This window comes from Psychrobacillus sp. 05T411 (genome assembly GCF_056396485.1).
In genome coordinates, this window is record NZ_JBFTLO010000012.1 from 23,850 (window position 1) to 37,060 (window position 13,211).

At 33.3% G+C, this 13,211-nt stretch carries 13 protein-coding genes; 12 read left to right on the plus strand and 1 reads right to left on the minus strand.

Features of this window, described 5'->3' with window-relative positions; genetic code table 11:
* The 12 genes from AC1DFT_RS11655 (at position 1) to AC1DFT_RS11710 (ending at position 11,200) form a co-directional block, all read left to right on the plus strand.
* On the plus strand, positions 1-1,002 hold the full coding sequence (locus AC1DFT_RS11655) for an NAD-dependent 4,6-dehydratase LegB (protein ID WP_477919373.1): 1,002 nt from the start codon (positions 1-3) through the stop codon (positions 1,000-1,002).
* Positions 999-2,168 carry a LegC family aminotransferase gene (locus tag AC1DFT_RS11660; protein WP_477919374.1) on the plus strand — a complete coding sequence of 390 codons (1,170 nt, stop codon included), beginning with the start codon at positions 999-1,001 and terminating at the stop codon, positions 2,166-2,168. Before AC1DFT_RS11655 ends, AC1DFT_RS11660 begins: the two co-directional genes overlap by 4 nt.
* Positions 2,165-3,517, plus strand: a complete 1,353-nt coding sequence (locus tag AC1DFT_RS11665; RefSeq protein ID WP_477919375.1) for an NAD(P)-binding protein — start codon at positions 2,165-2,167, stop codon at positions 3,515-3,517. The genes AC1DFT_RS11660 and AC1DFT_RS11665 overlap by 4 nt, the downstream gene beginning before the upstream one ends.
* Positions 3,504-4,205, plus strand: a complete 702-nt coding sequence (locus tag AC1DFT_RS11670; protein WP_477919376.1) for a WbqC family protein — start codon at positions 3,504-3,506, stop codon at positions 4,203-4,205. Before AC1DFT_RS11665 ends, AC1DFT_RS11670 begins: the two co-directional genes overlap by 14 nt.
* 12 nt (positions 4,206-4,217) lie before the next feature.
* A complete protein-coding gene (locus AC1DFT_RS11675; protein WP_477919377.1) occupies positions 4,218-4,862 on the plus strand; it encodes a class I SAM-dependent methyltransferase in 645 nt (214 codons plus the stop codon).
* Positions 4,852-6,012 carry a UDP-N-acetylglucosamine 2-epimerase gene (neuC, locus tag AC1DFT_RS11680; RefSeq protein ID WP_477919378.1) on the plus strand — a complete coding sequence of 387 codons (1,161 nt, stop codon included), beginning with the start codon at positions 4,852-4,854 and terminating at the stop codon, positions 6,010-6,012. The genes AC1DFT_RS11675 and neuC overlap by 11 nt, the downstream gene beginning before the upstream one ends.
* Positions 6,013-6,023: 11 nt before the next feature.
* Positions 6,024-6,698, plus strand: coding sequence for a PIG-L deacetylase family protein (locus tag AC1DFT_RS11685; RefSeq protein WP_477919379.1), 675 nt, complete (start codon positions 6,024-6,026; stop codon positions 6,696-6,698).
* Entirely contained in the window at positions 6,695-7,768 is a 1,074-nt protein-coding gene (gene neuB / locus AC1DFT_RS11690) for an N-acetylneuraminate synthase (protein ID WP_477919380.1), read from the plus strand. The genes AC1DFT_RS11685 and neuB overlap by 4 nt, the downstream gene beginning before the upstream one ends.
* Positions 7,761-8,384, plus strand: a complete 624-nt coding sequence (locus AC1DFT_RS11695; RefSeq protein WP_477919381.1) for an acetyltransferase — start codon at positions 7,761-7,763, stop codon at positions 8,382-8,384. The genes neuB and AC1DFT_RS11695 overlap by 8 nt, the downstream gene beginning before the upstream one ends.
* Before the next feature lie 3 nt (positions 8,385-8,387).
* The gene (locus AC1DFT_RS11700) at positions 8,388-9,437 is read left to right on the plus strand and encodes a nucleotidyltransferase family protein (protein ID WP_477919382.1); all 1,050 of its coding nucleotides are present in this window, start codon (positions 8,388-8,390) and stop codon (positions 9,435-9,437) included.
* Positions 9,434-10,111: an acylneuraminate cytidylyltransferase family protein gene (locus AC1DFT_RS11705; RefSeq protein WP_478158928.1), complete on the plus strand. Its 678-nt coding sequence runs from the start codon at positions 9,434-9,436 to the stop codon at positions 10,109-10,111. The genes AC1DFT_RS11700 and AC1DFT_RS11705 overlap by 4 nt, the downstream gene beginning before the upstream one ends.
* Before the next feature lie 282 nt (positions 10,112-10,393).
* Positions 10,394-11,200 carry a hypothetical protein gene (locus AC1DFT_RS11710; RefSeq protein ID WP_478158929.1) on the plus strand — a complete coding sequence of 269 codons (807 nt, stop codon included), beginning with the start codon at positions 10,394-10,396 and terminating at the stop codon, positions 11,198-11,200.
* 482 nt (positions 11,201-11,682) lie between these two features.
* Here AC1DFT_RS11710 and AC1DFT_RS11715 read toward each other — a convergent pair whose 3' ends face one another.
* On the minus strand, positions 11,683-13,101 hold the full coding sequence (locus tag AC1DFT_RS11715; RefSeq protein ID WP_478158930.1) for a flagellin N-terminal helical domain-containing protein: 1,419 nt from the start codon (positions 13,099-13,101) through the stop codon (positions 11,683-11,685).
* Positions 13,102-13,211: the final 110 nt, after the last annotated feature.

Consider the following 13,211-nt stretch of genomic DNA (forward strand, 5'->3'; position numbering starts at 1 on the left):
ATGTCAAAAAAAATTTTAATAACTGGTGCTGATGGTTTTATTGGCTCCCATTTAACTGAAGAATTAGTAAGACAGGGACATGATGTTAAGGCTTTTGTATATTATAATTCATTTAATTCTTGGGGCTGGTTAGATCAATCGGCAAAAGAAGTAAAAGAATCTTTAGAAGTTTTTTCTGGTGATATACGTGATCCTTTCGGTGTAAAAGACGCGATGAAAGGGTGCACACATGTACTCCATTTAGCATCGCTTATTGCGATTCCATACTCCTATCATTCACCGTGTACTTACATTGATACAAATATAAAAGGTACGCTTAATATTATTCAGGCAGCACGAGAATTAGAAGTGGAAAAAGTAGTCCATACTTCTACAAGTGAAGTTTATGGTACGGCACAATATGTGCCCATAGATGAGGATCACCCTTTGCAAGGACAGTCACCATATTCAGCATCTAAAATTGGTGCAGACCAAATGGCGTTATCATTTTATAGTTCTTTTGACACTCCAGTAGCTGTTATTCGCCCATTCAATACATACGGTCCACGCCAATCAGCACGTGCGGTAATTCCGACGATTATTAGCCAATTAGCGAATGGACAAACTACTATTAAGCTAGGTGCAATTAGCCCAACACGTGATTTCAACTATGTAAAAGACACAGTAGGCGGTTTCATTTCTGTAATGAATTCAATAAGATCTGTTGGAGAAGTGATTAATGTTGGTTCCAATTATGAAGTATCAATTGGAGAAACAGCAGAAATGATTGCAGATATCATGGGTGTTAATTTAACAATTGAAACGGATGAACAACGTCTTCGTCCTGAGAAAAGTGAAGTTAATCGTTTATGGGCTGAAAATAAAAAAGCAAAAGAATTAATTGGGTGGCAGCCTCAATACGGTGGTAAAGATGGCTTCCGTCGTGGTCTTGAGGACACAATCGAATGGTTTACTAATCCAAAGAACTTATCTCAATATAAGGCAGATGTATATAATATATGAATACACAATGGCTAGAGTTTACCAGACAGATTAAAGAACATTATAAGAAGGATTTTGTGCCATTGCACGAACCAACCTTCAATGGCAAAGAACTCGAATATGTGACAGACTGTATCGAAACAGGATGGGTATCATCTGTAGGTGCTTATGTGACACGTTTTGAGGAAGATTTAGCACGTTTTACAGGCGTAAAACGTGCTGTTGCTGTTATAAATGGAACCGCTGCATTACATATTGCATTAAAGGTAGCAGGAGTCCAGGCAAATGAAGAAGTTTTCATGCCTGCATTGACGTTTATTGCAACAGCGAATGCTATTACTTATTTAGGTGCAGTCCCACATTTTGTGGATGTATCTGAAAAAACATTAGGTCTTGATCCAAAAAAGTTAGAAGCGCATATTTTAGCAATTAGTGATGTGAAAGGCAATCAGTTAATCAATAAAGAAACAGGCCGTGTTATTCGCGCAGTCGTGCCGATGCATACTTTTGGACATCCAATAGAATTAGAAGAGTTACAACATATCTGTGAAAAATATCATTTAGTATTAGTAGAAGATGCCGCAGAATCATTAGGCTCATATTATAAAGGTAAGCATACTGGAAGCTTTGGTAAAGTAAGCGCTCTAAGCTTTAATGGCAATAAAATTATTACAACTGGTGGTGGTGGTGCCATTTTAACGGATGATGATGAAACTGCAAACTATGCAAAGCATATTACAACAACAGCAAAGGTGCCTCATCGCTGGGAATATGAGCATGATGAAATTGGATATAATTATCGATTATCAAATATAAACGCTGCACTAGGTTGTGCACAGCTTGAAAAAATGCCAACGTTTATCGAGCAAAAACGCCTACTAACAGCTTTTTATGAAGAACTAGTAGAACCATTAGTAGGTGTAACACTTTTTAAAGAACCAAAGCATACGACTAGTAACTATTGGCTACAAACATTGGTGCTAGATGATACGTTAAAAAGAGATGAAGTACTAACGTTTTTAAATGAAAATGGCGTAATGAGTCGTCCGATTTGGACACCTATGCACCAATTAGGCATGTTTCAAAACTGTCCAAAATCGACATTAGTAAATACAGAGTTAATTCAAAAAAGAATAATAAATATTCCAAGTTCTTGTATTAAACAGATAGGTAGGTCAGACATATGATGAAAAGTGCAGTCGTAGTAGGTGGAGGGATTGTTGGATTATTTTCAGCAATATATTTAAAAAGAGAGTTTGATCAGGTTGTTATTCTCGAAAAAGATAAAGAAATCGGTGGATTATTAAAATCAATTACTAATGAAGATGGTATTAAATTTGATTACGGAACACATATTCCATGTGAAACATTAAATTCTACTATAGATGATATTCTATTTAAGCATGTAAACTCAACAGAGTGGGAAGTATTTGATAATTTTGATGTAGGTAATTATTTTTTAGGTTCAATGGATGAGAATAGCGGGTATGCTAATACATTAAAATTATCTAAAGAAAAATATCAAGAAGGTTTAATCGATTTTCTTAACGGAGAAGGTGCAAATTATCAAGAAGAGAATTTAGAACGCTATTTAAATAAAGTTTACGGAAATGAGTATACAAAATTAATTTATGAACCGCTAATGAAAAAAATAGTCGGGGAGCCACTATGTAATCTTCATACAAAATCATTTAAGTTATTCGACATAGGTAGATTAATTATTGGAAGTTATGATCTTACTGGAGAATTAAAAAAATCTGCAAAATTTGATAGTAAGTCTGCATACCCTGATTATGCGCAAGGAGCGTCATCCAATAAAAAGTTTTATCCCAAAAATAATCAGGGTATAACAAAATGGATAGAAGAATTAACCAGACAAGCAATGGAATTAGGTATAAAAATTAAAACAAATTGTGATATTAATGGGATTAAATATGAAGATAAAAAAATTACAATGTTAGAATTATCAAATGGTGAATATATTTATCCAGAAAAAGTTATTTGGACCGCAGCTCCTTATTTTCTATTAAAGCATCTTGATATAAAAAGAGAGACGAAAGGATTTAAACCAGAATTTCGAAAATCTATAATCTGTAATGTAGTTGTAGATAGAAATTTTAAGGTGAAAAATCAATATTTATATTGTTTAGATCCAAATATGAAAAGCTATCGTATAACGCTTTATCCTAATTTAACAAAATCATTAGTTGAAAAAAATATCTTTAATTGCACCGTTGAAATTTTTTTAGATAAAGAGATGGAATTTAATAAACAAGAGATTATCCAAGAGTTAATTAAAATGTCTATTATAGATGAAACCTGTAACATATTAAGCTTCGACTATAAGGTAATTGAGAATGGATTCCCAATTTTAACAGAAGCATATATCAAAGAAATGAAGACCCAAAATGATTTATTGTTAAGTAACATCAATAATGTTATCTTACTTGGAAAAGCAAAAGGTGAGAAGTTTTTCATGATGGATACCTTGATTGAGGCATACGAGGAGTTGACAGAGGGCTATGAAAGAGGATAAAGCAAATTACAAAGTATCAATCCATCAAAGTCAATATTTGCCTTGGTCTCCTTATTTTAAAAAAATAGCGCTGTCAGATTATTTTGTTTTACTGGATGATGTTCAATTTCAAAAAAATGGTGTGCAAAATAGAAATAAATTACGAAGTAAAAATGGAGAGTATTGGTTAACTATTCCTGTAAATCAAAAGTCAGAGGAAAGTATTAACGCCAAAAAAATTTCTGATAAGAAAGTTCTTGCTAAACATTGGAAGGCAATTGAACAGAGTTATTCTAAATCTAAAAACTGGTTTAAATATAGAGATGAAATTTATGAAATATATAATTCTGATTACAATAATTTGGGAGACCTGAATTTTGATTTAATAACGTTCTTCGTGAAAATATTGAATATTGAAACACCTATTATAAAATCTTCAAGTTTAAATTTAAATGAAAAAAAGGGTGACCTGGTACTAAAAATTTGCGAGATTTTAAATGCCGGTGTATATGTATCAGGTCTTGGGAGTAAAAATTATTTAGAGGAATCTAAATTTAAGGAAAAAAATATAGAGATAGTATATTTACAATCTCATTCACCAAAGTATAAACAAAATATAGAGCCATTTATAGCTGATTTATCAATCTTAGATTTTATAATGAATGCTTCAGATGAAGAAATTATTTTATATTTTAACGAATTAATATAGGGGGAAAATAATATGAACGAAAAAAATATAGCAATTTGGGAAGAAATTTATTCGAAGGGTTTGTCCAATTTAAAATATCCAAATGAGATGTTAATACGCTTATTTAATAGCCATTATGCAAATAATGATGTGGAAAGAGTTTTAGATTTTGGATTTGGGGCAGGAGCAAATCTAATTCATATTGCAGAGAGTGGGTGTGAAGTTTATGGAGTTGAAGTGAGTGAAAGTGCTATTCAGCTAGTAGAGCAAAAACTTAAAGAAAAATCTTTAAATGCTAAATTAACAAAAGTAGAAAATCACATATTACCATATGAAGATAATTATTTTGATGTTGTTCTTGCATGGCAAGTTTTGGCGTACAATAGTTTGCAATCCTTTGAAGAGACAATGAAAGAAATTTCAAGAGTTTTAAAACCTGGTGGCCTATTTATAGGAACAATGACAGCTGTGAATGATATTACTCACGTTATGAGTGAAAAAGTAGGAGATTTTCTCTTTGAATCAAAAGTACCTAATCAGATAGGTGCAACTTGTATAATAGTAGATAAGCAGGAAATACAGCAATTTTTCCCTAATAAAGTATTGGATATAGGAGAATATTATTTTGATTTAAATGGTGTTGTTGCGAGGCACTGGGTGGTTACGTATGAAAACTAAAGTATTAGTTTTGACAGGGATTCGTTCCGAGTATGACTTGTTATATCCTTTGTTAAAAGAAATTGATAATAGTGAGGATTTTGAGTTAGGTATCGTAGTATCAGGAGCACATTTAACGCCATTACATAATTACTCTTTTCGGCAAGTTGAACAGGATGGTTTTAAAATTGTAGGGAAAATCGATAATTTATTTTACTCTAATACAGCTAGTGCAAAGGCAAAATCGACAGGTGTGTTATTACAGTCATTAGCCGAAACTTTAGATAATTTTAAACCTGATTATTTAGTAGTTTTAGGAGATCGAGAAGAACCAGTTATTGGTGCTTTAGCTGCAACTTATATGAATATACCAGTGATACATATTGCTGGTGGAGATCATACCATCCCTGAAGACGGTGATGTTGATGAACAAATAAGACATGCGACGTCAAAATTAAGCCATATTCATCTAGTGATGCATGAAGAACATGGACAAAGACTTCTTAAGATGGGTGAAGAAGAGTGGCGTGTTTTTGTAGTTGGAAATGGTGGAATTGACCGAATTAGAGAAACTAAACTATTAACAAAAGAAGAATTAGCTAAAGTGATAAGTAATAATATTAATGAAGACTACGCGGTTGTAATTTATCATCCACTGAGTTCAGAAATAGAGGAAGCTGCGCAAAATCTTAGATTAATATTGGACGCACTATTAGAGTTAGATTTGAAAATTTTTATAGGTAATCCAAATAGTGACCCAGGATATGAAAATTTACTTGAGGTAATTCAAGCATATTCATCGAATCCTAATGTACATAACTATTCAAACTTAGATAGGGAATTATTTGTGAATCTATTAAGGCATTCAAAGCTCTTAATAGGTAATTCGTCATTAGGAATTTTAGAAGCACCATACTTAAAATTACCAGCCATTAATGTAGGAGAAAGGCAAAAAGGAAGAATATCAGGGGATAATATCCAGTTCGTGAAAGCCGATTCTAATGAATTGAGGGCATCATTAGAGAAAGTACTTTTAAATAGTAAATTTAATAATGCTGACAATATAGATTCGCTAATTTATGGAAATGGTAATATGGCTAAAAAGACTATAAGTATTTTGCGAAGTTTACCATCTAAAGAAAAACTTTTAGCGAAAAAAAACATGTATTAATACTAGAAAAGGTGAGTATTTTGAAAAAAGTAATTGTTTTAACGCCTCACCCAGATGATGAAACACTCGGATGTGGTGGAACTTTACTAAAGCATATAAATCAAGGCGATAAAGTTTACTGGTTGATAATTACTAAGATGAGTGATTATTTTACTCTAGAAAAAAAACTAAGCAGATCTAGAGAAGTTGAAATTGTAGCCAGTTCCTATCCATTTGAAAAAACATTCAATCTTGGATTTGAAGCTGCGGCGCTTGATCAGGTGCCAAGTGGTGATTTGATTGGAAAAATAAGTGAAGTGTTTCAAGAAATCCAGCCTAATATTATATTTGCACCTTACCCAAGTGATATTCATTCAGATCATAAAGCAGTATTTGATGCAACAATGGCTTGTACAAAATGGTTTAGATATCCATCTGTAGATAAAGTATTGGCTTATGAAACATTATCTGAGACAGATTTTACGATAAATCCTGATGCAAATGGTTTTAGACCGAATGTATTTGTAAATATTGCACCCTTTCTCGATAAAAAAATTGAAATTATGAAAGTTTATGATTCAGAAATAAGTGAATTTCCATTTCCTCGTAGTGAAAAGGCGATTCAATCACTGGCGTATGTCCGAGGTGCGGCTAGTGGCTTTGAAGCAGCAGAGGCTTTTATGTTATTAAAGGAGAGAGTACTATGAAAACTTATATTATAGCTGAAGCAGGTGTCAATCATAATGGTTCACTAAGGATGGCAAAAGATCTTGTAAATGTTGCCAAAGAGACTGGTGCGGATGCAGTAAAGTTTCAAACCTTTAAAGCAGAGAATTTAGTAACTAAGAAGGCGCAACAAGCTAATTATCAAGTCGAAAATATAGGAGAAGCAACATCTCAATTTGCAATGTTAAAAAAGCTAGAATTAACCTACGATGAATTTACCGAGTTACAATTATATTGCGAAACAAAGAAAATTGAATTTCTATCGACACCTTTTGATTTTGAGAGCGCCGATTTTTTACTAGATAAACTTACTATTTCCAAAGTAAAAATTCCTTCTGGTGAGTTAACAAATGCACCATTCATACATTATATTGCGACAAAAGGAAAGCCAATTATCTTATCGACAGGTATGGCAACAAATGAAGAAATTCATGAGGCATTAGCTTTTATTGCCTATGGTTTAGCAAAACCACAAGAAAAAGTTCTATTAGAACAAGTATATGCTTTTTATAAGACTGTCGAGGCAAAAAAAGTATTAAAAGAATATGTAACATTATTACACTGTACAACAGAATATCCAACTCCGATAGAATCAATAAATTTAAAAGCAATGAATGAAATGGAAAGTAATTTTTATTTGCCCATTGGTTTATCTGATCATTCGGAGGGCATTAATATTCCAATAGCCGCTGTTGGCATGGGAGCGAAGGTTATAGAAAAGCATTTTACATTGGACAAAACATTAGAAGGACCGGATCATATTGCATCTTTAAATCCAGATGAGCTAAAAGAGATGATAAAAGGGATTAGAGATATAGAGCTGGCGTTAGGCGATGGAATTAAAAAACCGACAGCGATAGAAATGCAAAACCGTATTCCTGCGCGTAAAAGCTTAGTTGCTAAAACTCCGATAAAAGCAGGCGAATTATTTACCACAGAGAATTTAACTATAAAAAGACCAGGTGGTGGTATCGAGCCTTCAAAATATTGGTCCATTATTGGGGAAACAGCTTCGATATCATATGATGAAGATGCTTTAATAGATGAATAAATCTATCATTATCATTGGAAACGGCGGCCACGCATCTGTTTTAACAGAGATATTATTACTTCATAAGCGAGATATTCTTGGCTATACAGGACCTAGAGAAGAAGCGAATTCATACTGCGTAAAGTATCTAGGTACAGATGAGATAATAGAGACCTATAGTCCAGAAGAAGTAGAGCTTGTTTTAGGACTAGGTACTATCCGTGTTTCTACTGTTCGTCATAACATTTTTGAAAAAATGAAAAGGCAAGGTTATACATTTGTTACATGTATCCATCCCAAGTCAATCATCTCTCTTAATTCGAGGCTAGCCGAGGGAACACAAATAATGGCAGGAGCGATTATACAGCCACACGCACAAATTGGAGAAAACACGATTATTAATACAGGAGCAATTATAGAACACGATTGTTTAATAGGTGCTCATGTCCATATAGCGCCAGGAACTACTCTTTCAGGGGGTGTTATTATAGGTGACGACACGCACATCGGTTCTGGAAGTACTATTATTCAAGGCGTTGAAATTGGAAGGAACACGCTTATTGGTGCGGGTTCTGTTGTTATTTCAAATATAGGTACAAACAAAAAAGCTTTTGGAGTACCTGCAAAGGAAGTGTAGTCGATGAAAAATTGGAGAAGTATCTTAGTCTATGCAAATAACACCCTTTTAGAAACGATGAAAATCATCGATGACTCCTCCATGCAATTTGCAGCAGTTGTAGATAAGAACCAAAATTTACTCGGTACTGTAACGGATGGAGATATTCGAAGAAGTATTTTAAGAGGAGAAGGATTAGATGTTCCGATTAATCAGGTCATGAATTCTTCTCCTATTTGTGCTTCCATCGAAAATACATATAGTGATTGCTTGAATTTGTTAAAAAAGCATAAACTAAAGCAATTACCAATTATTAGTGAAGGTAATAAAATTATTGATATTATTTTTGCGGATGAAGACCCAGCTATTAAACATAATGAAAATACAGTCATTTTAATGGCAGGTGGTCTTGGCACCCGCTTGCGTCCATTAACAGAAAATATTCCAAAGCCAATGCTAAACGTAGGAAATAAACCAATTTTAGAAACAATTATTGAAGGCTTTAAGCAATATGGATTTACAAATTATATCATATCTGTCAATTACAAAAAAGAAGTCATTCAAGATCATTTTCAAGATGGAACAGCTTTCGGTGTGTCTATATCTTATATAGAAGAAAATAAAAGGATGGGAACGGCGGGAGCCTTGTCTTTGTTGAAAGAAAAACCTACTAATCCTATTTTTGTTATGAATGGAGATTTACTAACACAGGTTAATTTCGAGCAGCTTCTACACTTTCATGAAGATACAGATGCGGTAGCAACGATGTGTGTGCGAGAATATGAATATCAAATTCCATATGGCGTTATTGAAACAGATGGACAGCAATTAGTTTCCATTAAGGAAAAGCCCATGCAGCGCAGTTTCGTGAATGCTGGGATTTATGTACTTAGCCCAGAGGTATTTGATTATATTCCACAAGGTGAGTTTTATGATATGCCAGACTTGTTTAAGCAATTAATGAATAAACAAAATAATGTTTCGGCATTTCCTGTGCGAGAATATTGGTTGGATATAGGTCACATGTCAGACTTTGAGCGGGCTAATTCTGATTACGAGGAGGAAATAAAATGAAGCCTACTTTTTTAGCGGTAATCCCTGCGAGAGGCGGATCGAAAGGTGTTCCTCGTAAAAATATTAAAGAATTAGCAGGGAAACCGCTTATCGCTTGGACAATCGAAGAAGCGAAAAAATCTAAGTTTATTGATCGTATAATTTTGTCATCAGAAGATGCAGAAATTATAGAAGTGGCGAAACGATATGGTTGTGACGTACCCTTTACTAGACCAGTTGAACTTGCACAAGATGAAACACCAGGAATTGCTCCGATATTACACGCAATTGAACAGTGTCCTGACTATGACTTTGTTGTTCTATTACAACCAACTTCTCCACTCCGGACAGTTGAGGACATAGATGGAGCAATTGAGACACTCTTTGAAAAAAAAGCTGATTTTTGTGTTAGTGTAACAGAATCAGACCAATCTCCTTACTGGATGTACAACCTAGATATAAACGGGAAGATGAATCCAGTAATAAAACAAGATAATTTTGCTTTTCGTAGACAAGACTTACCAAAAGCATTTTCACTAAATGGAGCCGTATACGTAGCAAATACTGAACAACTGAAAGTGACAAAGTCATTTCTAACTAGCGATACTGTAGGATATGTGATGGAGAAGGAACGATCTTATGATATAGATACTGAGGAAGACTTCTTCCTGTGTCAACAAATGATTAGAAAATAGTATCAGGCAGGTACCAGTTTCTAGCACAATTCTGAATTCAACGAGAACCTGGTGCCTGTTAATGTTAATAGTAACTTCAGAAGTATCATATTCGCTAGACATTTGACCAACGTGTATACTGCAGAGTTAAAGTACAACAACAGTTTGTATAAATTCATGATGATATCATTTTCAACTCATAAAATGGACACGAACTTTTGTTAATTCAAATTTTTTTGACTTAGCCCAGTCATGTCTATATGATTCTACAATCAAGTTTTTTCACAGTAGGAGGATAAGTTTATGATACATATATTTTTAATTTTATTATTGCTTCTTTTGACACCAATAGTATTAAATTTTACCATTTTTGAATTTTCTTCTAATTTGACTAACGGTAAGTTAGAAGATTGGTTTACTTTTTTTGCAAGTTATTTTGGAGGAATAATTGGTGGTGCAGTAGCATTTTTAATTGCTAAATTACAAATTGATTCGAACCGTAAGGATGATAGAATAAAGCAGCTTGCAAATGAATTGCCAGGATACATAATGATTCAAATTGAATTAAAAAAATGGAAAAAAATTATAATTAAAGTTAATGAGAATAAAAAATCTATAATTTCAGAAATAGGTGAGGATTCCTTTAAAGAACAATTATTAAAGGACTTTTTAGATATCGATATTGAATTTAAAACTGAAAATTGGGAAAAAAAGTGGTTAATTAAAGATCCGATATTGTTAGAAGAATTGATTCAATTTGAAGAAATGTTTAAGCATTCCTATGAGTATTTGACAAAAGATTTCACTGAATTTATAAATCAATTTAAGGTGAATATTAAATATGTAGGTAATCAAGTATTAATGCCAGAAGACCCAAGAAAAAAGTTAGAGTTAGAATTACAGGCAAAACAAGAGGCATTTAATGAGTTAGAGTATATTATAGAAAAAATCACCAAAATAGAAGTGGTGTTATTGATGCATATTGAACATATTCATAATTTTATTGAGTTTCCAAAAAAATATGACTTGAAACTTATTCGCTCCCAAAAAGATGATTTTAAAGTAAAACGAGATGATGGAATTACTGAAAATATGCATTTTGTGAAATAAATTACTGTCCTAAAGAATATGTTATCAAGTGGGAAGAGACTATCTACAATCTTCAAGTAATCTGGAATTTTATTAATGAAAGCAATTCTACAAAGGTGATGGCAATCCTTTTGATTGGTCAGATGTAAAGATTCCTCAGGAGAAAAGATGAACTTTAAACGGAATTTTATATAAAATGTCAAGTAACAGGTTCCAACGCAATTTCGATTTCAACGGGTACCTATTACGTTTTTCATATAACTAGAAGACATCTTTGCGCACCTTACGTTCACGGTGAGTTAATTACCTCAAAGACTCTGTCACTGCAACTGGAAACCAGTTCTGCATATTGAATAAAAAACACCTTTTTAGGGTTCTAGTTTATGGTATACATTATGTACGGTTACCAAAATTGTGAGGGACGTCTTCCATGTTATCGACCAGTACTAGTGATCGATAACATGGAAGACGTCTTTTCCTCTAAAGTTTCTATCTATGAATAGTTATTTCAGAATTTCTAAAATCCCCTGACTCATTTGATTAATCTGAGTCATCATGGATTGCGAGGATTGAAGTAGTATTTGGTTTTTCTGAAGCTTTGTCATTTCTTTTGCCATATCTGCATCTCGTAATTGCGATTCCGCTTTTGTTAAATTTTCTTCCGCATTTTTCACATTGTTATATGCATGCTCTAAGCGATTCGATGCAGCACCATATGTAGCACGACGCTCGGTAATGATCTTGCTTGCGATGTCCACACGGCGAAGTCCTTCCATCGTTATATCATACGATTCAGTTACGTCAATGCTATTAATGCCGATAGCTTCCGCACGGTTGTCGTATAAAGGAACAATAATTTGTTGGCCTGCATTGGCTCCAGTATGGATGATTAAATCTTTTTGTAATAGATGCTCTAAATCTGTATTTTTAATAATTTCATCTGCTAAGTTTGGTGTCAGATTTTCAGAGATATCACTAGATGAATTAGGAACAAAAATGTCAGTAGCAAATTCGCCGTAATGAGAGTTGAAATAATTTATATCATTTGAGCCATGATTGTTTATACCTAATACGTAGACTTGTGCATTCGTTGCATCCACTGCATTTTTAATAGTCAAATTATCGAGGTTGTTACTTTCAGGATAGGTATCCGTTAAGATAACATATACTTTATGACTATCAGAACGTAAATTTAAATTATTTGGTCCACCATTTAATAAGTTCAGCAATATTTGATCGGGATTTGTAGAACCACTATTAGCAACATGGTTAGTTTTTAAATGATTCTTTACTTCTTCAATATCATTAGTAGCAGCTAGATCACGATTTGGATGAACGATACTAGTACTAGCAATGCGTACATCTCCATATGTATTCATCTTTTCTGAAAAAGTAGAAAGACCTTGAGTCACCATTCCTATATCCGACCCCATTGTACCGGAATCATCAATTAAAAATACAATATCAAATTTAGATGCACTCACAGTGTCCTTTACCTTTAAATCTTCAGGAATCAACGTTTTAACTGTGTTAAATTCTGTTCCGTTTGCTATATCGTCTATCCCACGTTTTAAAGCTTCAATCTCAAGTTGAATTTTTTGACGATCCTCCGGTGTATTTGTATCATTGGCTGCTTGGATAATTAGTTCGCGCATCCGAACAAGGTTTGGATTTTGAATTTGTCCTAAACCAGCTTCGGTAGTATTAATTAATGACAGACCATCTTGAATATTTTTACTTGCTTGATTAAGCCCACGAATTTGCCCACGCATTTTTTCGCTAATACTTAAACCAGCAGCATCATCTGAAGCGGAGTTTATTTTGTATCCTGAAGATAGTTTATTTAATGTTTTGTTTAATTCGGTATTTGTCTGATTATATCTATTTTGAGTAAATAATCCCTGATTATATTGTATACGCATAGATGTTCTCCTTTCATTATAAGTGATTATAGGTATATGATAATGTTCTCTTAAGTATGTTTATAGGTATATGATAACATTTTTTTGTGCTAAACTACATTAAAAATTAG